This is a genomic window from Paraburkholderia sp. Clong3 (assembly GCF_050436485.1).
In the GTDB taxonomy this organism is placed as follows: Bacteria; Pseudomonadota; Gammaproteobacteria; order Burkholderiales; family Burkholderiaceae; genus Paraburkholderia; species Paraburkholderia tuberum.
In genome coordinates, this window is the sequence record NZ_JBNDMH010000002.1 from 244,167 (window position 1) to 267,939 (window position 23,773).

Below are 23,773 nucleotides of genomic sequence, written 5' to 3' on the forward strand. Positions count from 1 at the left end.
AACTGTCCGTTCGATGTAAAAGAAGGCGCTGTCCCCATTATTCGGGGTACAGCGCCTTCTTCGTTTCAGCCGGACTTTCGACCGGACTTTCGACGTCAGCCTTCGAGAACCGGCGAGCGGGTACGCAGATATTCTTCGAAATCGGCGGCTACTTCCGGGTGACGCAGGGCGAACTCGACGGTCGCCTTCAGGTAGCCCAGCTTGCTGCCGCAGTCGAAACGTGTGCCGTGATACTTGTACGCGAGCACCTGTTCGTCGGCGAGCAGCGACTGGATCGCGTCCGTCAGTTGCAATTCACCGCCCGCGCCCGGCTTGATGGAGCGCAGGTGATCGAAGATGCGCGGCTTCAGCACATAACGGCCCACCACGCCGAGGTTCGACGGCGCCACGCCCGGCTCCGGCTTTTCGACGATGCCCGACATCTTGATGATCGAGTCTTCCCATTCCTTGCCGTCGACGATGCCGTACGATTTTGTATCTTGCGGCGGGATCTCTTCGACGCCGATCACCGAGCTGTGATAGTGATCGAACACCTCGATCATCTGCGTCATCACGGGCGGCGTGCCGTACAACAGGTCGTCCGCGAGAATCACGGCGAAAGGGTTGTCGCCTACCAGCTTCTCGGCGCACAGCACGGCGTGGCCGAGGCCCAGCGCCTCGGCCTGGCGCACGTAGAAGCAGTCGACGTGGCTCGGCTTGATGCTGCGCACGAGTTCGAGCAGCTTGTCCTTGCCGCGCGCCTCGAGTTCGGCCTCGATCTCATAGGACTTGTCGAAATGGTCTTCGATCGCGCGCTTGCTGCGGCCCGTGACGAAGATCATTTCGGTGATGCCGGCCGCCATCGCCTCTTCGACCGCGTACTGAATTAGCGGCTTGTCGACGATCGGCAGCATCTCCTTCGGGCTAGCCTTCGTGGCGGGGAGGAAGCGGGTGCCAAGACCGGCTACCGGAAAGACCGCCTTCGTAACTTTTAGCATGTGAATACCCTGAGTCCTCTGGTTAAATCCTTGCCCGCCGTTGAGGGGGCGGGCGCGTCGGTCAGGCCGGCAAGCGGGCCAGTTGGGCTTTCAGCTTGCCGACCGTGGCTTCGAAATCGACCAGCCGCTTCTGCTCCTGTTCCACGACCGCCGCCGGCGCCTTCGCAACGAAGGCCTGATTCTGTAGCTTACCGTTGCACTTGACGATTTCGGCGCTCAACCGCGTGATCTCTTTCGACAGGCGTTCGCGTTCGACCGCTGCGTCGATTTCGACCTTCAACACGAGCTTGTCCGTTCCTACGATAGCAATAGGCGCGCCATCCGCCTGGGCGTCGAGCGCGGCCTCGTCGGCGATGATCTGCACCTCGGACAGACGCGCAAGTGCCTGAGCGTAAGGCGCGAAAGTACGAAGACGCTCCGCATTGCCGGTGGCGAGCAACGGCACCTTCACCGCCGGCGACAGGTTCATTTCTCCGCGCAGATTACGGCATGCATCGATCACCGCTTTGAGGTCGGTCGCCCACCGCTCGGCGTCTTCATCGAGCTTCGACGGCTCCGCGACGGGGTACTGCTGCACCATGATGGACGCCTCGCCCTCGGCCTTGCCTTCCGGGTAGCGTCCCGCGAGCGGCGCCACTTTCTGCCACAGCGCTTCGGTGATGAACGGGATCACCGGATGCGCGAGGCGCAGCACCGTTTCGAGCACACGCAAAAGCGTCCGCCGCGTGGCACGCTGCTGGTTCGGCTGCCCCGTCTGGATCTGCACTTTGGCGAGTTCGACGTACCAATCACAATATTCGTCCCATACGAACTTGTATATGGCGTTGGCCACATTGTCAAAACGATAGTCGGAAAAACCCTTGACGACTTCCGCTTCCACGCGCTGCAGTTGCGACACGATCCAGCGGTCGGCCTGCGAGAAATGCAGATTGCCTTCTGGCCCGCATTCGCCACATTGCGCCGGCTGGCCGAAACCGCAGTCGTGGCCTTCGCAGTTCATCAGCACGAAGCGCGTGGCGTTCCACAGCTTGTTGCAGAAGTTGCGATAGCCTTCGCAGCGCGCGAGGTCGAAATTGACGTTGCGGCCGAGTGTGGCCATCGACGCCATCGTGAAGCGCAGCGCGTCGGTGCCGAACGCCGCAATGCCGTCCGGAAACTCCTTGCGGGTCTTCTTCTCGATCGACGCGGCCAGCTTCGGATTCATCAGGCCGGTGGTGCGCTTCGCGACGAGCGCGTCGAGGTCGATGCCATCGACGATGTCGATCGGGTCGAGCGTGTTGCCCTTGCTCTTCGACATCTTCTGGCCTTCGGCGTCGCGCACGAGACCGTGCATATAGACCGTTTCGAACGGCACCTTGCCCGTGAAGTGCGTGGTCATCATGACCATGCGCGCGACCCAGAAGAAGATGATGTCGAAGCCGGTGACGAGCACCGACGACGGCATGAAGTGCTTCAGCTCTTCGGTTTCGTTCGGCCAGCCGAGCGACGAGAACGGCACCAGAGCGGACGAGAACCACGTGTCGAGCACGTCTTCGTCGCGCTTCAACGCCCCCGTGTAGCCGGCCGCGACGGCCTTTGCGCGCGCGTCCTCTTCGGTCCTGGCGACGAACACTTCGCCGTTCTCGCCGTACCACGCCGGAATCTGATGACCCCACCACAGCTGACGCGAGATGCACCAGTCCTGGATGTTTTCGAGCCACTGGTAGTACGTGGTGGTCCAGTTTTCCGGCACGAATTTGATCTGGCCGCTGCGCACGACGTCGAGCGCGGTTTCGGTGATCGACTTGCCCGGATTGAACGTGCCTTCGGGCGCCGGCTTGCTCATCGCGACGAACCACTGGTCGGTCAGCATCGGCTCGATCACGACGCCGGTGCGGTCGCCGCGCGGCACCATCAGCTTGTGCGGCTTGACCGATTCGAGCGCACCGAGCGCCTCGAGATCGGCGACCACCAGCTTGCGGGCTTCGAAACGGTCGAGGCCGCGGTATTTTTCGGGCGCGTTGTCGTTGATCTTCGCGTCGAGCGTGAGGATTTCGATTTGCGGCAGCTTGTGGCGCAGGCCGACCTGATAATCGTTGAAATCATGCGCGGGCGTGACCTTGACGACGCCTGTGCCGAATTCGCGGTCGACGTAATCGTCGGCGATGATCGGCACTTCGCGGTTCGACAGCGGCAGCGTGATGGTCTTGCCGATCAGGTGGGCGTAGCGCTCGTCTTCCGCGTGCACCATCACGGCGGTGTCGCCGAGCATGGTTTCCGGACGGGTGGTGGCGACGGTCAGATGGCCCGAGCCGTCGGTCAACGGATAGTGGATGTGCCACAGGTGGCCGTTTTCTTCTTCGCTGACCACTTCGAGGTCGGATACGGCGGTGAGCAGCACCGGGTCCCAGTTCACGAGGCGCTTGCCGCGATAGATCAGGCCCTGTTCATACAGACGCACGAACACGTCGCGCACGGTGGCCGACGTCTTGTCGTCCATCGTGAAGTATTCGTGCGACCAGTCGATCGATGCACCGAGACGACGCACCTGATTCGTGATCGTGGAGCCGGATTGCTGCTTCCACTCCCACACGCGCTCGACGAACTTCTCGCGGCCGAGGTCGTGGCGCGACACGCCCTGCGCGTCGAGCTGGCGTTCGACGACGATCTGCGTGGCGATGCCCGCGTGGTCGGTGCCCGGCACCCACAGCGTGTTCTCGCCGAGCATGCGGTGATAGCGGGTCAGGCCGTCCATGATGGTCTGGTTGAACGCGTGGCCCATGTGCAGCGTGCCCGTGACGTTCGGCGGCGGCAACTGGATCGAGAAATCCTTGCGGTTCGCGTCGAAGGAGGGCGCGGCGTAGGTGCGCTTTTCCCATTCAGGGCCCCAGTGGGCTTCGATGGTGTGGGGTTCGAAGCTTTTTGCAAGCGTCGAGGTCGGGTCGCTCGGGGTGTCGCTCATGTTTCTGTTAAAGGTAGGATTTTGGAGGCGGGGAAGGGTTGATTATAGCTGGACGAGGTTTTTTGCCGGCCGGCGGCCGGTGTGGACAGGGGTTATGCTTTTTTCGTTGTTCTGGCTTTGTTGGCCTTTCCTTGCTCACTTATCGGTCTATTAGCGTTGCCCCTGTGCGGGGCGGCACCTACTTTCTTTGCTGCTGCAAAGAAAGTAGGCAAAGAAGACAGCTCAAACCGCCAACTCTTAAGCGGGTCCCCTGGCTTGGAGGGGGTAGTGGTGCATCTGGAATCCGTGCCCCCGCACATTCCGCCGTTCGTGACAAAGCCGTCATCCCTCCCACTCCGCACTACGTGCGTCGCGGACGGGTCTGCCTGGGAAACCAATGGTTTGGCCCGCGCAGCGGGGGCTCTCGGCTGCGCCTCGGCGATGCGCCGAAACAACCGGTGGTTTTGGAACGGGGTTTCGGCGCGCGCAGCGCCGCCGGAAGAATGACCGCCTTGTCACTGGTGCCGAATGTGCGGAAGCACGGATTCCAGATGCACCACTACCTTATGCGGACCGAGGGACCCGCTTAAGAATTAGCGGTTTGAGCTGTCTTCTTTGCCTACTTTCTTTGCAGCAGCAAAGAAAGTAGGTGCCGCCCCGCACAGGGGCAACGCTAATAGACCGATAAGTGAGCAAGGAAAGGCCAACAAAGCCAGAACAACGAAAAAAGCCCCGCCCCGCACAGGGGCAACGCTAATAGACCGATAAGTGAGCAAGGAAAGGCCAACAAAGCCAGAACAACGAAAAAAGCCCCGCCCCGCACAGGGGCAACGTGTAATGGTCTAATTCCCTCGGACAGGTCGATAGGAGGACAATCCGGAATCGACGAGGAACAGAGCTAGATGACAAGGAAGCGCCGACAATTCGATGCCAGCTTCAAGCTGGAAGTGGTGAAGATGATACGAGACCAAGGCTTGTCGGTGGGCGAGGTTTGCCGGTCGATGGACCTTGGCGAGACGGGGGTACGGCGCTGGCTGGCGCAGTACGACGCGGAATGCGCGGGCGGTGCTGGCGCGGGCAAGCCGCTGACGGCCGAACAGCAACGCATTCGGCAACTGGAGGCGGAGAACCGGCAACTGCGTGAAGACAACTCCCTGCTAAAAAAAGCCTCGGCCTTCTTTGCACGGGAACTGAAGTGAGTTACCGCGCGGTAGCCCACTTGCAAGAGAAGGCCGTATCGGTCAGTGCCGCGTGCCGCGTGCCGGGTATTGGGGGTAAGCCGCTCGGGCTACTATGCGCACCGGCGCGCCAAGCCGAGCCCAAAGCGCCTGCATGAGCAGACCCACATCAGGGCAGCATTTGCTGCCAGCGGCGCGAGCTACGGCAGCCGGCGTGTGATGCATGCCGTACGCGAGCAAGGGCTTCGCACGGGCCGCCATCGGGTGCGCACGCTGATGCGCGAAGCGGACTTGCGCACGACGTGGAAGCGCAAGTTCGTTTCGACGACCGACAGCAAGCATACGTTGCCGGTGGCCGAGAACGTGCTGGACCGTCAGTTTGACGTGGCTGAGCCGAATCGGGCGTGGGTTTCGGATATCACGTATATCCGCACGGCCCAGGGCTGGCTTTATCTGGCGGTCGTGCTGGACCTTTACTCGCGCAAGGTCGTGGGCTGGTCCATGGCACCCAGCATGCCGGCCGGATTGGTCATGTCGGCACTGACCATGGCGTTGCAGCAACGCCGGCCAGTGCCGGGATTGGTCCTGCATTCGGACCGTGGCAGCCAATATGCAAGCGACGCATATCAAGCCTTGCTCAAGCGGCATCACGTGGTTTGCAGCATGAGCCGCAAGGGAAATTGTTGGGACAATTCGGTGATGGAACGCTTCTTCCTGAACCTGAAGATGGAGCGCGTATGGCAGCGCCGGTACGCCAATCACGACGAGGCACGGCAGGACATCACGCAGTACATCGTCGGCTTCTACAACCCCGTGCGCTTGCACTCGACTTTGGGCTATCTGTCGCCCGCCGCCTACGAGGCGAAATCGACAGCAAAAGAACCTATCTGCCTGTCCGAAATTACTTGACCACCACAACGCTAATAGACCGATAAGTCAGCAAGGAAAGGCCATGTGATGGTCTAATTTCCTCGGACAGGTCGATAGGAGGACAATCCGGAATCGACGAGGAAAAAGAGCAAGATGACAAGAAGGCGCCGACAATTTGACGCCAGCTTCAAGCTGGAAGTGGTACGGATGGTACGGGACCAGGGGTTATCGGTCAGCGAAGTGTGCCGGTCGATGGACCTGGTTGAGACAGCCGTGCGGCGCTGGGTGGCTCAGTACGACGCGGAGCGTGCTGGCGGCCCTGGCGAGGGCAAACCGCTGACGGCGGAACAGCAGCGCATCCGGCAACTCGAGGCGGAGAACCGGCAATTGCGCGAGGACAATGCGCTGCTAAAAAAAGCGTCGGCCTTCTTTGCACGGGAACTGAAGTGAGTTACCGCGTGGTAACTCACTTGCAACAGGAGGCCGTATCGGTCAGTCACGCCTGCCGGGTTTTGCAGGTGAGCCGTTCTGGCTACTATGCGCACCGGCGCGCCAGACCGAGCGCAAAGAGCCTGCAGGAACAGACCCACGTCAAGGCGGCATTCACCGCCAGCGGCGCGAGCTACGGCAGCCGGCGTGTGATGCATGCGCTTCGGGAGCAAGGGCTACGTATCGGGCGCTACCGGGTGCGTACGCTGATGCGCGAAGTAGGTCTGCGCACGAGCTGGAAGCGCAAGTTCGTCTCAACGACCGACAGCAGGCATACGCTACCTGTGGCAGAGAACGTGCTCGACCGGCAGTTTGACGTGGCCGAGCCCAATCGCGCGTGGGTTTCGGACATCACGTATATCCGCACGGCGCAGGGCTGGCTGTATCTGGCGGTCGTGCTGGACCTGTACTCACGCAAGGTGGTCGGCTGGTCCATGGCGCCCATCATGCCGGCCGGACTGGTCATGTCGGCGTTGACCATGGCGCTGCAGCAGCGTCGGCCAGCGCCGGGACTGGTCCTGCATTCGGACCGGGGCAGCCAGTATGCGAGCGATGAATACCAGGCCTTGCTCAGGCAGCATCACGTGGTTTGCAGCATGAGCCGCAAGGGAAATTGTTGGGATAATTCGGTGATGGAGCGGTTCTTCCTGAACCTGAAGATGGAACGAGTGTGGCAGCGTCAGTACGCCAACCACGACGAGGCACGGCGCGACATCAACCAGTACATCATCGGTTTCTACAATGCAGTACGCCTGCACTCGACTTTGGGCTATCTGTCGCCCGCCGCCTATGAGGCGAAACCGACAGTGAAAGAACCTATCTGCCTGTCCGAAATAACTTGACCACTACACCAACACCGCAAAGAACACCACCCTCGCCTTAGCCCCGCATCCGCCTCCACAGCAAAAAACCCACCGCAATGACGATAACCGCAACACCGTCGACAACAGCCAGCACCGGCAAAGGATCGCTCCACTTGTCCATGTTCGTCGTGCGCGAATAATAGGGCTCGCCGCTTCCATACGCTTCGTCCAGGTTAATCACGTTAAACGCAGCAACCGCAACGACAAGGGCAAGCAGAACTACGCCAGCGAGAAAACGGGCGATGCTGGACTTCCGCATGTCAGTACCTAACCGTCAAGGGAATGTAGCAATCTGGCGACGACGTAGCCGCCTCCTTCAGGTCGCGTACGAAAGATTCCATCCCGGCATGCAGGTTGATACAACCCGCGCTACCCGCATGCGTGCCGCCGTGGATAAAAAAGCCGCCCCGTCCATACGTCTGTGTTCCGGGATAGACATGAATCGTGATCCGATGATCACCCCAGGCAGCACGCGGGGCAAAGTTGTACCAATGGTTCTCCCACATCTGCGAAGGCTCAATCCAATATTGGCCGGGGGGAATTGGACCCACACCATCTTTGCGCTGACGCATCGACGAATAATCGAATTTTCCGCCGCTATCCGTTCTTCCGGACACGGGGGCATAGATACGGGAAGTCGGACCACTCATGGTCAAAAAACGACCGTTGAAGTTTAGAAATACTTGAGACCTCGCGCAAGCTGGAACACGCGGACTACCACGCTCCGAGGCGTATCGATCGGACATACAAACCTCAATATCTGGGGGAAACGACCACGACCTGTCACGTTGATCGCCTCTACCTTACCTGGCGGAGCAGAAACAACAAATGGGCGACGGATGAAAATGACGAACAACGACTTTCTTCTGTTGCCCTTCGCCCTTACGGCGAACCCGCTTGCCCCCCCTCCCGCCCGTGGCTATGCTTGTGCGCATAACCAGCGCCGCACCGGGCGCGCAATTTGCGATTCCGTTTCATCCAACCCCGTCCACTCCCGCCGCACGAGGATCGCCGCCGATGACCCGCTACCGCGATTTCCACCGCCGCTCGATCGACCACCCCGAAGCCTTCTGGCGCGAAGAAGCCCAGCGCATTCACTGGCACACGCCATTCGGCACCGTGCTCGACCGCTCGAAGCCGCCGTTCGCGCGCTGGTTCGTCGGCGGTCGCACGAACCTCTGCCATAACGCGGTCGACCGGCATCTGGCCGAACGCGCGCAGCAGAACGCGCTCGTCTACGTATCGACCGAAACCGGCATCGAGCGGCACTACACGTATGCCGATCTGTACGCCGAAATCAACCGGATGGCCGCCGTCATGCGCTCGCTCGGCGTGAAGCGCGGCGACGTCGTGCTGATCTATCTGCCGATGATCCCCGAGGCGCTGTTCGCGATGCTCGCCTGCGCGCGGCTCGGCGCGATCCACTCGGTCGTGTTCGGCGGCTTCGCGGCGCCGAACCTCGCCGCGCGTATCGACGACGCGAAGCCCGTGCTGATCGTCACTGCGGACGCCGGCGCGCGCGGCGGCAAGGTGGTCGACTACACGCCGCTCGTCGACGAAGCGCTCGCGCGCGCCATGCACAAGACACCGTATGTGCTGCTGATCGACCGGCAGCTTGCGCCCGCGCGACTGAACGCGCCCTACCTCGTCGCCTACGAGCCGCTGCGCGAACAGTTCTTCGACGCCCACGTCCCGTGCGAGTGGCTCGAATCGAACGAGCCGTCGTACGTGCTCTACACGTCGGGCACGACCGGCAAACCGAAGGGCGTGCAGCGCGATGTCGGCGGCTATGCGGTCGCGCTCGCGGCATCGATGGAATACATCTTCGAGGGCAAGCCCGGCGACACCATGTTCACCGCGTCCGACGTCGGCTGGGTGGTCGGCCACAGCTACATCGTGTACGCGCCGCTGATCGCGGGGCTGACCACCGTGATGTACGAAGGCACACCGATTCGCCCGGACGGCGGCATCTGGTGGCGGCTTGTCGAACACCACAAGATCAACCTGATGTTCACCGCGCCGACCGCGATACGCGTGCTGAAGAAGCAGGACCCGGCGCTGATGAAGGCAGCCGATCTGTCGAGCCTGCGCACGCTGTTTCTTGCCGGCGAACCACTCGATGAACCGACCGCCGAATGGATCTCCAACGCGTTGAACAAGCCGGTGATCGACAACTACTGGCAGACCGAAACCGGCTGGCCGATGCTCGCGATTCCGCGCGGCATCGAGGCACTGCCGACCAAGCTCGGTTCGCCGGGCGTGCCCTCGATCGGCTATAGCCTGACCGTGCGCGACGAGCTGACCGGCGAGCCCTCGCGCCCGGCGAGAAAGGCGTGCTGACGCTCGACTATCCGCTGCCGCCGGGCTGCATGTCGACGGTATGGGGCGACGACAAGCGCTTCGTCGGCACCTACTGGTCGAGCGTGCCGAACCAGCAGGTGTATTCGACGTTCGACTGGGGCGTGCAGGACGAGGACGGCTACGTGACGATCCTCGGCCGCACCGACGACGTCATCAACGTCGCGGGCCATCGCCTCGGCACGCGCGAGATCGAGGAGGCGCTGTCGAGCCATGCGGCTGTCGCGGAAGTCGCGGTGGTCGGTGTGACCGATCCGGTCAAGGGTCAGGCGGCGATGGCCTTCGTCGTGTTGCGCGGCGCGCAGGGAGAAGGCGACCCGAGCGAGCGCGCGCGGCTCGAAGCCGAGCTGGCGATGACGGTCGACCGCCATCTCGGCTCGCTTGCGCGGCCCGCGCGCGTGGTGATGGTATCGATGCTGCCGAAGACGCGCTCCGGCAAGCTGTTGCGCCGCGCTATCGCGGCGCTCGCCGAAGGGCGCGAGCCGGGCGATTTGCCGACGATCGAAGATCCGGCCGCGCTGCAGCAGGTGCGCGACGCGCTCGGCGACGGCAGGAAGGAATAAGCGGGCCGATCAGCGGGCGACCAGGCGGACGAACAAGCGGACGAACAAGCGGGCGCTCAGCCCGCGCTGTCTCGCGTGCCGAGAAAGCGCGCGAGAATCGCGTTCGAATACGTGCCCGCGATCCCGGTCAGGAACGACATGAACGATCCGGGCGCGTGGTCGTCGGCGGTATCGGAGATCGTGCGCACGACCGCGCACGGCACGCCGTACTCGTAGCAGACCTGCGCGATCGCCGCGCCTTCCATCTCGACCGCGAGCGCGTCGGGCAGCGCGTCGCGCAACGCCGCGACGGCCGCCGCGCTCGCGACGAACTGATCGCCGCTGACGATCAAGCCGCGATGCACGCGCGGCGCGCGCGTGCCGAAGCGCGCCGCGCACGCCGCGCCTTCCTCGGCGACGAACTGCTCGCATGCGGCGGTTAGACGGTCGGCGAGCGCCGCATCGGTGGTGAAGCGCGACATGCCGAGCAGCGGCACCTCGAAGCGCGGAAAGAGCGGCGACGCGTCGACATCGTGCTGCATCAGCGCGCTCGCAACGACGATATCGCCGACATGCACGTCGCCGCCGACACCGCCCGCGACACCGGTGAACACGATCGCCTCGACATCGAACGCGTGGATCAGCGCACTGACCGTCGCGGCCGCCGCGACCTTGCCGACGCGCGCGAGCGTGACGACGCACGGCGTGCCGTGCACGGTGCCGACGTGGTAGTCACGCTGGCCGTGCGTGACCGTGCGCACGCCGGACTCGGCGCGCATCGCTTCGATCAGGTCGCCGAGTTCCTGCGGTAACGCGGCCAGAACGCCGAGCGGCCGCCGCGCATCGTGGCTGAGATTCAAGGGCGTGCTCATTCGACCGCCTGCAATTTAGCCACCGCCAGCGCCAGCCACTTTTCGCCGTGCCGCTTGAAGCGGACCTGCGCTTTCGCGTCGGTGCCGTTGCCTTCGAGTGCGGTGATCGTGCCTTCGCCGAACTTGGTATGAAACACCTGCTGGCCGACGCGGAAGCCCGTGTCGGCCGCGCGCTGCTCGTTCGCGAACGCGGGCGCCGGCGCGGCGGTCACCGCCGCCGTCGACGCCGAACCGCCGCCGTACCCCGGCCGCGCGAACCAGTCGCGCCCGTAGCCGGCGTTGTCCGAGCGGCCGCCCCAGCGCGAGCCCGCCTCGACCTTCGGCGTCAGCCACTTCAGCGTTTCCTGCGGCAATTCGTCGAAGAAACGCGAGCGGATGTTGTAGCGGGTCTGGCCGTGCAGCATCCGGCTCTGCGCGAAAGACAGGTACAGCCGCTCCTTCGCGCGCGTGATCGCGACGTACATCAGACGCCGCTCCTCTTCGAGGCCGTCGGCCTCCATCGCGCTGTTCTCGTGCGGGAACAGCCCCTCTTCGAGGCCGGTGATGAACACCGCGGTGAATTCGAGCCCCTTTGCCGCGTGCACCGTCATCAGCTGCACCGCTTCCTGGCCGGCCTGCGCCTGGTTGTCGCCCGCTTCGAGCGATGCGTGCGACAGAAAGCCCGCGAGCGGCGTCATCGTGTCGGGGTTTTGCGCCGGATCGGCGATGCCCGGCGCGTCGAGGACCACCGTGGTCGGATCGTCGGTCGCGACCGCGAGTTCGGGCGCGGCGCTGGCTCCTGGGCGCAGCGGAATCGAGCGCGCGGGCGTATCGAGCCCGTAGCCTTCCTCGCTGACGAACGCGGCGGCCGCGTTGACGAGTTCCTGCAGGTTCTCGAGCCGCTCCTGGCCTTCGCGCTCGTTCTGATAGAAGTCGGCGAGACCGCTCGCGCGGACCACGTACTCGACGGTCTCCGGCAGGCTCATCTGCTGCGTGTCGGCGCGCATCTTGCCGACGAGGTTCGCGAACGCGGCGAGGCTCGAGCCGGCCTTGCCGGCGACGTACGGAATCGCCGCGGCCATCGAGCAGTTGTACAGACGCGCCGCGTCGGCGAGCTGTTCGATCGAACGCGCGCCGATGCCGCGAGTCGGGAAATTGACGACGCGGCCGAACGCGGTGTCGTCATTCGGGTTGTCGATCAGGCGCAGGTAGGCGAGCGCGTGCTTGACTTCCTGACGTTCGAAAAAGCGCAGGCCGCCATACACGCGATACGCGATGCCCGCGTTGACGAGCGTGTGCTCGATCGTGCGCGACTGGGCGTTGCTGCGGTAGAGCACCGCGATTTCGCTGCGCGACAAGCCGGTGTTGATCAGCGCGCGGATCTCTTCGACGATCCAGCCGGCCTCCTGCGAATCGGTCGCCGATTCGTAGACGCGCACCGGTTCGCCGTGACCCGCGTCGGTACGCAGATTCTTGCCGAGGCGTCGCGAGTTGTTCGCGATCAGCTGGTTGGCGGCATCGAGAATATGGCCGTGCGAACGATAGTTTTGCTCGAGCTTGATCAGATTGCGCACGTTGAACTCGTGCTCGAAGTCGCGCATGTTGCCGACGTTCGCGCCGCGGAACGCGTAGATCGACTGGTCGTCGTCGCCGACCGCGAAGATTGCGTTGTGCTGGCCCGCGAGCAGCTTCAGCCAGGCGTATTGCAGCTTGTTGGTGTCCTGAAACTCGTCGACGAGGATGTGCCTGAAGCGCGCCTGGTAATGCGCGCGCAGCGGCGGATTGTGCGCGAGCAGTTCGTAGCAGCGCAGCAGCAGTTCGGGGAAGTCGACGACGCCTTCGCGCTGGCATTGCTGATCGTAGGCTTCGTAGAGTTCGACGAACTTGCGGTTGAAGTTGTCGGTGGCGTCGACGTCTTTGGGGCGCAGGCCCTGCTCTTTCGCGTTGTTGATGAAGTACTGGAGATTTTTCGCGGGGTACTTTTCGTCGTCGATGTTGAGGCCCTTCATCAGGCGCTTGATCGCCGACAGCTGGTCCGCGGTATCGAGAATCTGGAACGTGGCGGGCAGCCCGGCGTCGCGGTGATGCGCGCGCAGCATACGGTTGCACAGGCCGTGGAACGTGCCGATCCACATGCCTCGCGTGTCGATCGGCAATAGCGCCGAGAGGCGCGCCATCATTTCGCGGGCGGCTTTGTTCGTGAAGGTCACCGCGAGGACGGTCGCGGGGGACGCGAGGCCTTGCTGAATCAGCCACGCGATGCGGGTGATCAGGACGCGGGTTTTGCCGCTGCCGGCGCCCGCCAGGATCAGGGCGGGCTCATTCGGGAGCGTTACGGCGGCGTGTTGTTCGGGGTTTAGATTCGAGAGGAGGTCGGGCATTTTTTTGCTTAGGCGCAGTTCGGGGGACATTATATGCCCCGGCGGGGGCGGCGCTTTTTTTGGTTTTTTTGTTCTTCTGGATATGGGTTGGGTTTTTTTCGTTGTTCTGGCGGTGTTGGCCTTTCCTTGCTGACTTATCGGTTTATTAGCGTTGCCCCTGTGCGGGGCGGCACCTACTTTCTTTGCTGCTGCAAAGAAAGTAGGCAAAGAAGACAGCTCAAACCGCAAACTTTTAAGCGGGTCCCCTGGCTTGGAAGGGGTAGTGGTGCATCTGGAATCCGTGCCCCCGCACATTCCCCGTTCGTGACAAGGCCATCATCCCTCCCACTCCGCACTACGTGCGTCGCGGACGGGTCTGCCTAGGAAACCAATGGTTTTGCCCGCGCAGCGGGGGCCCTCGGCTGCGCCTCGGCGATGCGCCGAAACAACCGGTGGTTTTTGAACGGGGTTTCGGCGCGCGCAGCGCCGCCGGAAGAATGACCGCCTTGTCACTGGCGCCGAATGTGCGGGAGCACGGATTCCAGATGCACCACTACCTCATGCGGACCGAGGGACCCGCTTAAGAGTTGGCGGTTTTAGCTGTCTTCTTTGCCTACTTTCTTTGCAGCAGCAAAGAAAGTAGGTGCCGCCCCGCACAGGGGCAACGCTAATAAACCGACAAGTCAGCAAGGAAAGGCCAACACCACACGATAAGGAAAAAGCCCCAACCCCGCGGCACGCGCTCACCCTCACCCTTTAACCCGCTTCCCCTCAACATCCGGCAACAAAACAGTGAGCACCCCAATCAACGGCAAAAACGAACAAACCTTATAAACAAACGCAATACTGGTAGCGTCAGCGAGTTCCCCAAGCACGGCGGCGCCCACGCCGCCAAGCCCAAAGGCAAAACCAAAGAACAACCCAGCCACCATCCCAACCTTCCCAGGAATCAACTCCTGCGCATAAACAAGAATCGCCGAGAACGCCGAGGCGAGCACCACCCCAATAACAACCGTCAGCACACCAGTCCAGAACAGATTCGCATACGGCAACAGCAGCGTAAAAGGCGCGACGCCAAGAATCGACACCCAGATCACGTACTTGCGCCCGATCCTGTCGCCGATCGGCCCGCCGATCACCGTACCCGCCGCGACCGCCGCGAGGAACACGAACAGATGGATCTGCGCGGCCTGCACCGACAGATGGAACCTGTCGATCAGATAGAACGTGAAATAGCTATTGATGCTGGCGAGATAGAAGTACTTGGAGAACACCAGCAACACCAGCACGCTCATTGCCAGGATGATCTTGTTACGCGGCAGCGTCACGTGCGCGCCCTGGCCGCGCGCCTTCCTGACCGACGGATGACGCTTGTACCAGCGGCCGATCTGCGTGAGCACGACGATCGCGACGAGCGCCGCCGCCGAGAACCACGCGATGCTGCGTTGCCCGTGCGGAATCACGATCAGCGCGGCGAGCAGCGGCCCGAGCGACGAACCCGCATTGCCGCCGACCTGGAACAACGACTGCGCGAGCCCGTGACGGCCACCCGAGGCCATCCGCGCGACTCGCGACGACTCCGGATGGAACACCGACGATCCGCAGCCGACCAGCGCCGCGGCGACCAGCAGCACGCCGAAGTTCGGCGCGACCGACATCAGCAGCAGCCCGGTCAGCGTGAAGCCCATGCCGACCGGCAGCGAGTACGGCTTCGGATGTTTGTCGGTATAGCTGCCGACGAGCGGCTGCAGCAGCGACGCGGTGATCTGGTAGGTCAGCGTGATCAGACCGATCTGCCCGAACGACAACGAGAAGTTGTCCTTGAACATCGGGTAGATGGCGAGGATCAGCGACTGGATCATGTCGTTGAGCAGGTGCGAAAAGCTGATCGCACCGAGCACGGAATACACCGTGCGCTGGACCTTGGCGGCCGCCGGCGCAGCGGCGGCCGGGGACGCGCTCGCCCCCGTGGCGGATGCGCCGGCAAGGGCGCTTTTATCGAGGCTCGTTTCCATACGCTAGAAAAAAAGATCGGGAAAACGGTGGAATGAAAGATCGGCACCGAAAACCGGTGCGGGCAGCACGCCTCGTAGGCGCGTTCCGCGAAGCACTGCGGCGTTTCGTCGCGGCAACCGGCGTTTTGAATATTTAGCCGAAGTTTAATGTGGCCGAAGCGAATTGTAAGGACAAGTTTTGTCGCGAATCGGACAAGGGGGCGGATGACTTTTCATTCGGCGGTGAAAGGACGAATTGTCAGCTCTTTGCCTGAAGAAACTTTTTTTGGCGAGTTTTTGGCCACGGTATAAAGCGCTCGCGATTTGCGCGGCTCACGAAGCAGCGCGTCGAACATGGAACCGGGAACGGCAAGCGGCGCACGACCCGCCCCGGCCTGCACAAGCGAAATTCAAGATCGCGGGGCGCGCTGCCGTAGACCCGGAGAGATAAGTGGTGATGCCGGAACCGACCGTCCGGCGCGTCGACATGTGGGGACGGGGATGATGAAAGCAGTGGCACACAGCGCAGCGGCAACGAAGTTCAACGGCCTGTCGGTCAAGGCGACGCTGCGGATCGCGTTTGCGATTCTGCTCGCCGGCACGCTGCTGATCGGCGTGTTTTCGCTGCTGCAGATCGGCCGGCTGAACGCGTCCGCGCAATCGATCTACGACCAGGGCCACGTCGCGAGCCGCGCCGCCGAGGAAGCGCGCGGCCACATGCTGCGCGCGAGCCGCGCGCAAAAGATGCTGCTCACCGCGACCACCGCGAAGGAGCGCGACGAACTCGGGGCCGACATCGAGCGCGGCCTCGCAGGTCTCAACGAGCAGATGGGCACGCTCCAGCAGTACGTCGATAAGTCGGACGCGAAGGCGGTCGGTGCGCAGAAGGCGTTCACCGCGGCGGTCGCGGCATGGAGCGGTCACCTGCGCGACTTCGTCACGCTCGTGAAAGCGCAGCCGCTCGATCTGTCGCAGATGAACTGGCAGGTCGGCACGCAGGACGTGTCGCTGCTCGTCGAAACCGGCAAGCTCGAAAAGCTCGTCGACGAACTCGTCGCGCAGCGCGGCACCGCCGCGAAGGCGACGATCGACGCGTCCGGTTTCATCTATCACTCGTCGTTCGTGATGATCGCGGTGATGACGTTCGCACTGATCGTGCTCGCGTTCGGCATCGCCGCGTGGGTCGTGCGGCGGCTCACCGCGCAGCTCGGCGGCGAGCCCGCGTACGCGAAGGAGATCGCGCGCCGCATCGCCGCGGGCGATCTGTCGAACCGCATCGCGCTCGGCGGCAAGGACCGTGCGAGCATGCTGTTCGCGCTGTCCGACATGCAAAGCGGACTCGCGACGACGGTTGCCGACATCGCGTCGAGCGCCGATGCGATCGCGACCGCGTCCGCGCAGATTTCGATGGGCAATCTCGATCTGTCGCAGCGTACCGAGCAGCAGGCGCTCGCGCTCGAGCGCACCGCGAGCAGCATGGAGCAGCTGACCTCGACGGTGCGTCAGAACGCCGACAACGCAAAGCAGGCGAGCACGCTCGCGAACAACGCGTCGGCGATCGCCGAGCAGGGCGGCGCGGTCGTGAGCCGCGTGGTCGCGACGATGAACGACATCAACGACAGCGCGCGCAGCATCGGCGACATCATCGGCGTGATCGAGGGGATCGCGTTTCAGACCAACATCCTCGCGTTGAACGCGGCCGTCGAGGCCGCGCGCGCGGGCGAGGAGGGGCGCGGCTTTTCGGTCGTCGCGGCGGAAGTGCGCAATCTCGCGCAGCGTAGCGCGGCGGCCGCCAAGGAGATCAAGGGCTTGATCCAGGCTTCGGTCGAGCGCGTCGGCAACGGCTCGACGCTCGCCGCTGACGCCGGTCAGACGATGGACGAAGTCGTCAAGGCCGTGAAGCGCGTGACCGACATCATGGGCGAGATTTCGGCGGCGTCGTCCGAGCAGAGCGCCGGTATCGAGGCGATCAGTCTCGCGGTCACGCAGATGGACTCGGGCACGCAGCAGAACGCCGCGCTGGTGGAGGAGGCCACCGCCGCGGCCCGCTCGCTCGACGATCAGGCACGCGGGCTGAAGGCGATGGTGGGGCAGTTCAGGCTATAAAAGGCGGCGCGGGCGTCAGCTCGCGTTGGCCGACGAGGAGCCGGAGCCCGTCCCCGGCCGCACCACCACCGTGCAGGTCGTGCCCGCCGCCAGCATCACGTCGGGCGGCACCGAGTCGATCCGCACGCGCACCGGCACGCGCTGCGCGAGGCGCACCCAGTTGAAGGTCGGATTCACGTCCGCGAGCAGTTCGTGGCTTTGCGGATTGTCGCGGTCGTAGATGCCGCGCGAGATGCTCTCCACGTGACCTTGCAGCGTGCCGCCGCTCATCAGCCGCACTTCGGCCTGATCGCCGACGCGCACGTGCGGCAGCTTGGTTTCCTCGAAGTAGCCATACACCCAGAACGAGTGACTGTCGACGATCGCGAGCTTCGCCGCGCCCGCGCTCGCATAGTCGCCGCGGAACACGGACAGGTTCATCGAAGCTGTGGAGATTTTGGGCCGTCGCCCATGTACGGACTGCCTGTCGCACGGTAATCATCTGACTGCTGTCAATCCTGGCAGCGACTTCAGATAGACCATCGACACACCTATGTCCCTGTCCGTATTTGAGATGCACTCCCTGGAGCTGTTCTGCCAGCGGCCACCGGGTACCTGGTACGTCATCTGCGACGAATGGCACTATAAAGCGTGCCTCGGCAAGGCCGCAGACCTTCAGAGAGCCAGGGCGGAGACCCGCGAATTTTTTGCTATCGCCACACTGAATCGCGGAAAGTGGGAGGAGGACCGGAAACTGGTCAAGAATCTCATCGACAGTCACTGGCTGTTTTTTCATGATGTACGGGACCGGAATCCTGACTCCGATGGCTGGCGGGTCATCGTTGCTCTGCTCGAAGAGGTGCGCCGGGGCAAACTGCTTGCCGTTAAAGGTCCGCGTAATGGCCTGTTTCCGTCACCGTACAGCAGCACGCCGTTAATGAATCCCGTAGCGAGGACAGGTAGTCACCCGGACGGCGAACCCATTTTGTCCGTCCAGTATGATCCGGCCACCTGGCAAACCCGGCTGGACGCTGCGCGCGCAGCCCGGGCGACACCGCCGCGCATCGAGATACCACAGGCACTGACCAAGGCGCAGCGGTGGCAGACGCGCAAGGCGCTGATTGCGGCGGGCAATGCAGCCATGTCAGGGCGCGTGCGGACAGCGGCTGAGCGGCTCGCCCGCAACAATGTCGCGGTGGAGAAGGCCAGACTCTCCGATCATGTCTACGAGCCGTCCAGGCCGGTGCCCGAAGGGTGGGCGAACCGCAGCGGGGATATGGAATTTCTTGATCAATATCGACTTGACCCTCTTGATCTGAAAATAGAAGGTTCAAATTTCCGGGCGCAGCTATACGAACCCGATCCTCGTGTCTTCGGCAACGATATGAAGCCCACGCTCGCCTTCAAGGGAACGGAAATGACGAGCCTGGCCGACTGGTCGAACAACGTCAGCCAAAGCGTGGATATGAAATCGCCTTACTATGAGCGAGCCGTAGATATTGGATGGAAGATGCGCCGGACACAGGCGCCAATTGATATTGCCGGACATTCGCTAGGCGGTGGCCTGTGTTCGGCTGCATCCGTCGCCAGCGGCAAGGACTGCTGGAGCTTCAATGCAGCGGGCCTGCACCCGAAGACGGTCCAACATTACGGCGGCCAGGTCACGCCATCGAACATCAATGCGTACCATGTGAAGGGCGACATTCTGACCGTGGCACAGACGTGGACGCCCCTGCCCGGTGCAGCCGGTACTGCCTATCCCCTGCCCGGCAGCGGCTCGCCGGTGTCGCGGCACTTCATCTGGCAGGCAATAGACGGCATCGAGCAGCAGAAGGCGGAGGACATCTCCGTACTTGAAACACTGTCATAACGGGGCTGAAAGCGATGAAAACACTCAGCCGAATTCTTATCGTGCCGGTGCTGTTACTGGCGCTATCCCCTGTGGTTCATGCAATGAAAAAATTTCCCGCCACTGATTTTTTTAGCGACCCGCAACTCGAACTGGCGCAGGCCATCGAGCGAGGTGATATGGAGCAGGTCCGGCGACTGGCCCCGAAGACAGACCTGAAGACGCCTGGGCGCAAGAACATGACGATGCTGTTTTTTGCCTTTCAGGAGGCGTTGCAGCGCGACCCGCACCGGCTTGCGGTTGCGTCGGAGGTGGTGAGGGCCGGGGCCGATTCCTTGCAGGAAGTACCGGATTATGGCAGCCCCCTCGGGGTCATGCTCAACAGCTCCCATCCGGAATTCCTGCGCGCGATGCTGGACGGTGGGGTTGACCCCAACACCATGATCGAGGGCCGCAGACCCATCATTTTCTTTGTTGCAAGAGAGTCGACATCTGGTTCGCTCAGGCTGCTGGTGGAACGTGGCGCGGATGTGAACCGGCGCGATTCGTTACGTAATTCAGTGCTGTATCAAGCGCTGGCAAATCGCGCGCTAGATCAAATTGACTACTTGCTGGACCATGGGGCAAACCCCAACACCTACAACATTAATGGCGAGTCATTCCCACTAGGGATATGGGATGACATTAATACCTTCGCGCCCAATTCCCCGACCTACAAAAAGCTAATCGAGATTCGGGACCGCATCATCAAGATGGGCGTGAAATGGCCTCCGGAGACTCCGGAACAGATAAAAGCACGTTGGGGAGCCAATCCTCCGCGACGGCTCGATGACAGCAAGCATCCGCTGCCTTGACACAGAGACCGAAAGGGCAACCTTCGACTGGAAGTCCGCGATGAACCAGTTTGTCATCCTGTTTGGCGAGCGCTTCACGCTGGCGAGGGGGTAGGATTTTTTAAACCGACTCGCACACGAAAAGGCGGATAGGCTCCGGGCACGCAGCAGAACGCCGCGCTGGTGGAGGAGGCCACCGCCGCGGCCCGCTCGCTCGACGATCAGGCGCGCGGGCTGAAGTCGATGGTGGGGCAGTTCAGGCTATAAAAGGCGGCGCGGGCGTCAGCTCGCGTTGGCCGACGAGGAGCCGGAGCCCGTCCCCGGCCGCACCACCACCGTGCAGGTCGTGCCCGCCGCCAGCATCACGTCGGGCGGCACCGAGTCGATCCGCACGCGCACCGGCACGCGCTGCGCGAGGCGCACCCAGTTGAAGGTCGGATTCACGTCCGCGAGCAGTTCGTGGCTTTGCGGATTGTCGCGGTCGTAGATGCCGCGCGAGATGCTCTCCACGTGGCCTTGCAGCGTGCCGCCGCTCATCAGCCGCACTTCGGCCTGATCGCCGACGCGCACGTGCGGCAGCTTGGTTTCCTCGAAGTAGCCATACACCCAGAACGAGTGACTATCGACGATCGCGAGCTTCGCGGCGCCCGCGCTCGCATAGTCGCCGCGGAACACGGACAGGTTCGTCACGTAGCCGTCGACCGGCGACACCACGCGCGTGCGCTCGAGGTTCAGCTTCGCGGCGTCGAGCGCGGCGAGTGCCTGCTGATAGGCGGCATCGGCGGCGGACGCGGTATGCGTCGCGTTTTCGCGGCTTTCCTTCGACACCACCTGCGAATCCATGTCGGCACGCCGTTGCGCATCGTCGCGCTTCATCTGCAATTCGGCCTTGCGCGCGGCAACGGCGGCCTGCGCCTGCTCGACCGCGATCTGGTAATGCGACGGGTCGATCTGCATCAGCAGGTCGCCCTGCTTCACGAACTGGTTGTCCTTGACCGGCAGATCGACGATCGCGCCCGACACGTCCGGCGCGACGTTGACGATCTCGGCGCGCACGCGGCCGTCGCGGGTCCACGGTTCGTCCATGTAATGGACCCACAGCACGCGGCCAATCACGATCGCGACGATGAAAATGACGGCTGTCGCGATGAAGCCCACAAGATTTCGGATGGTCATGTTTCGACTCTGATCAACGATAAACGGCGAGGCCGAGAAGGCCGCACACGGACACGAGCAAGCTGGCCCGGAACAGGGAGGGGTGCCACACCACGCGATAGAGGCCCGTATAGGCGATCACGCGATCGACGAGCCAGGTCAGCGCGGCGCCCGCGATGAACAGCAGCACAATGGCCGGCACATAGGCATCGAGCACGGCGATATCACGCGGCATGAGGAACTCCTTTTTCTTCTGATGCGTCCGCGCGCGCGCCGATCGCCGAGGCAAGCGGCGACTGCGGATCGAGCAGCGCGGTACGGATGAAATGCAGTTGACTGAGGATGCGCAACAGCTGATGGCGTTCTTCACGCGATGGCGTGAAGCCGGCCATCAGCTGCTGCAGTTGCGCGATCGCATCGGCGGTCGCCGCGAGCGCGCGCGCGAAGTGCTGCTGCCGCGGCCGCTCGAACAGCGCCGCGAGCGCATCGCGCAGCGCGCGCAGCGCGACGCGCCACGGTGCCGCTTGGTGGTAGCGCGGCTCGTTGGGCAGCGTCGCGATTTCGCGGCGCAGGTCGATCACCGCGTTGCCGACCTCCAACACCGAAAACAGCCAGCGCAGCGTGTCGCGCTTCGTTTCGGGCTCGTTCTGCGACAGCGCGTTGATCTGGAACATCAGATCGCGTGCGCCGCTTTCGAAGCGCGAGCGCACGCGTGCCAGACCCGCGCGGCCGGCCAGCACCACCTGGCGGCGCAGGTCGACGAGCAGGCGGTTGCGCAGCCACGGCGTCGACGGCGGCAGCAGCACCGCGAACGCGATCGACGACACCAGCATCGACAGCACCAGCGCGAGCGCGTCGTTCATGAACGCGCTCGGGTCGTAGTGAATCACGTTGTCGGGGCCGGCGAGGAAGCAGAAGAAGATGCAGTAGCCGACGCCATAGCCCGCGAGCGTCGGACGCGTGGTCATCAACACGCCGAGCAGCAGGAACGGCGTGAGCGCGACGCACAGCATCACGAAGCCGTCGATGTGCGGATACACGCCGAACACCGCGATCATGCCCATCAGCGTCGCGAGCACCGTGCCGCCGGCCATCTTGAACGCGGTGCGCTTCGGATCCGGCGACGCCGACGCGAGCGCGCACACGGCCGCTGCGACCAGCGTCAACGTCGAGCCGCTCGGCCACGCGGTGGCGATCCAGAACGCCCCGAGCACCATCATCACGATGGCCGCGCGCAGGCCCGCGACGCCGGCCGCGATCGCGTTGGTTTTCGGCTCGTAGCGCTCGATCCAGCGTTCGCGCGCGTGCTTGTCGACGGCGAGCGACGCATAGGTCGCCGCGTACGCATGCAGGTCGTCGATGAAGCGGTACAGCAGCTCGGCGCCCGTGTCGAAATCGAGCAACGGCGCGTCGGGGTGCGTTTCGAGCTCGTCGCGCGTCGCGCGCACGCGTTTGGGCAACTGGCTTCTGTAGGTGTCGAGCTGGGCCGCGGCGTGCGCGGCGTCGGCCGCGCTCAGCACCGGCTCGCCCGACTTCGCGAGCAACGGCGCGATCTCCTTGAAGTACGGTTCGAGCGCGGCGATCGCGATCGCCGCGCCGTGCGTGCCGCTGTCGCGCAGACGGTTCATCAGCTGATGCAGCGCGTGAAAGCGCGTCGACGCGGTCATGAACTCGCTGTTCAGACGCGCGAGGCGCCCGCCGCGCATCCGCGAATCGGGGCCTTCGAACACGGCGATGCTGCGGGCGGCCTCGAAGCCGACGATGTCGGCGACGAAGCGCGCATTGGTCGCCTCGATCTGGGCGCGGTCGTTGCGCCCGGCAAGCGACGCCGACACGTACTCGACGAACGCCGAGAATCTCGCGCGTACGGTGCTGCGCATCTGCAGGCCGGCGAACTGCGGAAACACAAGGCCGCTGACGGCGCCCGCGCAGATGATGCCGATCACCACTTCCGCGACCCGCGTGAGCGCGCTCAGGAACGCGCCGTCCGGATGCTGCGAAGCGGGGATGCCGATCAGCGCGGCCGTGTAGCCCGCCAGCACGAAGCCGTACGAACGGAAGTTGCGATTGCGCGCGGCGCCGGCGGTGCAGATGCCGACCCAGATCGCGGTCGTGACGAGGAACAGCTCCGGCTGCTGCGCGAACAGTCCGATCAGCGCGAGCATCACGACGAGACCGACCAGCGTGCCGCAGATCCGATAGAAGCTCTTCGCGAACACTGCGCCGCTTTGCGGCTGCATCACGATGAACACGGTGGTCATCGCGGTGCGCGGCTGCGGCAGATCGAGCTTCATCGCGATGCCGAGCGCGAGGAAACACGCGGCGAGCGACTTGAACAGATAGATCCATACGAGGCCGTCGGTGCGCGCCCAGTGGGCGGCGGCTTCGTAGAGCGCAGCGAACGAGGCGGGGCGCGCGCTCGACGGGGAGGGCGAGGAGGACATGGCCT

14 protein-coding genes and 3 pseudogenes are annotated in these 23,773 nt (G+C 63.4%); 6 read left to right on the top strand and 11 right to left on the bottom strand.

Annotated features, from left to right (window positions below; all coding sequences use genetic code 11):
* Positions 1 to 95 precede the first annotated feature (95 nt).
* Together galU and OKW30_RS05470 are read right to left on the bottom strand one after the other, a co-directional pair.
* Positions 96 to 977, bottom strand: a complete 882-nt coding sequence (galU, locus tag OKW30_RS05465; protein ID WP_090801031.1) for a UTP--glucose-1-phosphate uridylyltransferase GalU — start codon at positions 975 to 977, stop codon at positions 96 to 98.
* A gap of 61 nt (positions 978 to 1,038) precedes the next feature.
* Complete coding sequence (locus OKW30_RS05470) at positions 1,039 to 3,918, bottom strand: valine--tRNA ligase (RefSeq protein ID WP_429346193.1); 2,880 nt, start codon at positions 3,916 to 3,918, stop codon at positions 1,039 to 1,041.
* An 881-nt stretch (positions 3,919 to 4,799) separates the two neighbouring features.
* On the opposite strand from OKW30_RS05470, the pseudogene OKW30_RS05475 reads away from it, so the two are divergent.
* Both OKW30_RS05475 and OKW30_RS05480 read left to right on the top strand, forming a co-directional pair.
* A pseudogene (locus tag OKW30_RS05475) lies at positions 4,800 to 5,984 on the top strand (IS3 family transposase).
* Positions 5,985 to 6,098: 114 nt separating this feature from the next.
* A protein-coding gene (locus OKW30_RS05480) for an IS3 family transposase (protein ID WP_429346194.1) occupies positions 6,099 to 7,276 on the top strand; the annotation gives its coding sequence in 2 pieces (ribosomal slippage) (positions 6,099 to 6,366 and positions 6,366 to 7,276; 1,179 coding nt in all).
* 37 nt (positions 7,277 to 7,313) lie between these two features.
* On the opposite strand, the gene OKW30_RS05485 is transcribed toward OKW30_RS05480, so the two are convergent.
* Both OKW30_RS05485 and OKW30_RS05490 read right to left on the bottom strand, forming a co-directional pair.
* A complete protein-coding gene (locus OKW30_RS05485; RefSeq protein ID WP_184063607.1) occupies positions 7,314 to 7,556 on the bottom strand; it encodes a hypothetical protein in 243 nt (80 codons plus the stop codon).
* 1 nt (position 7,557) lies between these two features.
* Positions 7,558 to 8,043: a tlde1 domain-containing protein gene (locus tag OKW30_RS05490; protein WP_429346195.1), complete on the bottom strand. Its 486-nt coding sequence runs from the start codon at positions 8,041 to 8,043 to the stop codon at positions 7,558 to 7,560.
* Between the two features lie 271 nt (positions 8,044 to 8,314).
* Between OKW30_RS05490 and OKW30_RS05495 the strand changes: the two are divergent.
* A pseudogene (locus OKW30_RS05495) lies at positions 8,315 to 10,218 on the top strand (propionate--CoA ligase).
* Between the two features lie 56 nt (positions 10,219 to 10,274).
* On the opposite strand, the gene OKW30_RS05500 reads toward OKW30_RS05495, so the two are convergent.
* The 3 genes from OKW30_RS05500 to OKW30_RS05510 form a co-directional block, all read right to left on the bottom strand.
* Positions 10,275 to 11,069, bottom strand: coding sequence for a 5'-methylthioadenosine/adenosylhomocysteine nucleosidase (locus tag OKW30_RS05500; RefSeq protein ID WP_187631437.1), 795 nt, complete (start codon positions 11,067 to 11,069; stop codon positions 10,275 to 10,277).
* Complete coding sequence (locus OKW30_RS05505; protein WP_429346196.1) at positions 11,066 to 13,429, bottom strand: UvrD-helicase domain-containing protein; 2,364 nt, start codon at positions 13,427 to 13,429, stop codon at positions 11,066 to 11,068. The genes OKW30_RS05500 and OKW30_RS05505 overlap by 4 nt, the downstream gene beginning before the upstream one ends.
* Positions 13,430 to 14,157: 728 nt before the next feature.
* A complete protein-coding gene (locus OKW30_RS05510; RefSeq protein ID WP_184071138.1) occupies positions 14,158 to 15,423 on the bottom strand; it encodes an MFS transporter in 1,266 nt (421 codons plus the stop codon).
* Positions 15,424 to 15,906: 483 nt separating this feature from the next.
* On the opposite strand from OKW30_RS05510, the gene OKW30_RS05515 reads away from it, so the two are divergent.
* Complete coding sequence (locus OKW30_RS05515) at positions 15,907 to 17,508, top strand: methyl-accepting chemotaxis protein (protein ID WP_184071156.1); 1,602 nt, start codon at positions 15,907 to 15,909, stop codon at positions 17,506 to 17,508.
* Positions 17,509 to 17,523: 15 nt separating this feature from the next.
* Here OKW30_RS05515 and OKW30_RS05520 read toward each other — a convergent pair.
* Positions 17,524 to 17,925: pseudogene (locus tag OKW30_RS05520) on the bottom strand (HlyD family efflux transporter periplasmic adaptor subunit); the annotation flags it as partial.
* A gap of 115 nt (positions 17,926 to 18,040) precedes the next feature.
* Here OKW30_RS05520 and OKW30_RS05525 point away from each other — a divergent pair.
* Positions 18,041 to 19,357 (top strand): hypothetical protein, encoded by a 1,317-nt coding sequence (locus OKW30_RS05525; RefSeq protein ID WP_429346197.1) that lies wholly within the window; start codon positions 18,041 to 18,043, stop codon positions 19,355 to 19,357.
* Between the two features lie 14 nt (positions 19,358 to 19,371).
* Positions 19,372 to 20,190: an ankyrin repeat domain-containing protein gene (locus OKW30_RS05530; RefSeq protein ID WP_184063622.1), complete on the top strand. Its 819-nt coding sequence runs from the start codon at positions 19,372 to 19,374 to the stop codon at positions 20,188 to 20,190.
* A 261-nt stretch (positions 20,191 to 20,451) separates the two neighbouring features.
* Here the strand turns inward: OKW30_RS05530 and OKW30_RS05535 are convergent, their stop codons facing one another.
* The 3 genes from OKW30_RS05535 to OKW30_RS05545 are packed head-to-tail and all read right to left on the bottom strand — an operon-like array spanning position 20,452 to position 23,768.
* Positions 20,452 to 21,345, bottom strand: a complete 894-nt coding sequence (locus OKW30_RS05535) for an efflux RND transporter periplasmic adaptor subunit (protein WP_429346198.1) — start codon at positions 21,343 to 21,345, stop codon at positions 20,452 to 20,454.
* Between the two features lie 13 nt (positions 21,346 to 21,358).
* Entirely contained in the window at positions 21,359 to 21,559 is a 201-nt protein-coding gene (locus OKW30_RS05540; protein ID WP_018421177.1) for a DUF1656 domain-containing protein, read from the bottom strand.
* Positions 21,549 to 23,768, bottom strand: a complete 2,220-nt coding sequence (locus tag OKW30_RS05545) for an FUSC family protein (RefSeq protein ID WP_429346199.1) — start codon at positions 23,766 to 23,768, stop codon at positions 21,549 to 21,551. Before OKW30_RS05545 ends, OKW30_RS05540 begins: the two co-directional genes overlap by 11 nt.
* Positions 23,769 to 23,773 lie beyond the last annotated feature (5 nt).

Coding starts and splice junctions, on each gene's coding strand:
- galU (WP_090801031.1), bottom strand. CDS start 977: ATGCTAAAAGTTACGAAGGCGGTCTTTCCGGTAGCCGGTCTTGGCACC.
- OKW30_RS05470 (WP_429346193.1), bottom strand. CDS start 3,918: ATGAGCGACACCCCGAGCGACCCGACCTCGACGCTTGCAAAAAGCTTC.
- OKW30_RS05485 (WP_184063607.1), bottom strand. CDS start 7,556: ATGCGGAAGTCCAGCATCGCCCGTTTTCTCGCTGGCGTAGTTCTGCTT.
- OKW30_RS05490 (WP_429346195.1), bottom strand. CDS start 8,043: ATGTCCGATCGATACGCCTCGGAGCGTGGTAGTCCGCGTGTTCCAGCT.
- OKW30_RS05500 (WP_187631437.1), bottom strand. CDS start 11,069: ATGAGCACGCCCTTGAATCTCAGCCACGATGCGCGGCGGCCGCTCGGC.
- OKW30_RS05505 (WP_429346196.1), bottom strand. CDS start 13,429: ATGCCCGACCTCCTCTCGAATCTAAACCCCGAACAACACGCCGCCGTA.
- OKW30_RS05510 (WP_184071138.1), bottom strand. CDS start 15,423: ATGGAAACGAGCCTCGATAAAAGCGCCCTTGCCGGCGCATCCGCCACG.
- OKW30_RS05515 (WP_184071156.1), top strand. CDS start 15,907: ATGAAAGCAGTGGCACACAGCGCAGCGGCAACGAAGTTCAACGGCCTG.
- OKW30_RS05525 (WP_429346197.1), top strand. CDS start 18,041: ATGTCCCTGTCCGTATTTGAGATGCACTCCCTGGAGCTGTTCTGCCAG.
- OKW30_RS05530 (WP_184063622.1), top strand. CDS start 19,372: ATGAAAACACTCAGCCGAATTCTTATCGTGCCGGTGCTGTTACTGGCG.
- OKW30_RS05535 (WP_429346198.1), bottom strand. CDS start 21,345: ATGACCATCCGAAATCTTGTGGGCTTCATCGCGACAGCCGTCATTTTC.
- OKW30_RS05540 (WP_018421177.1), bottom strand. CDS start 21,559: ATGCCGCGTGATATCGCCGTGCTCGATGCCTATGTGCCGGCCATTGTG.
- OKW30_RS05545 (WP_429346199.1), bottom strand. CDS start 23,768: ATGTCCTCCTCGCCCTCCCCGTCGAGCGCGCGCCCCGCCTCGTTCGCT.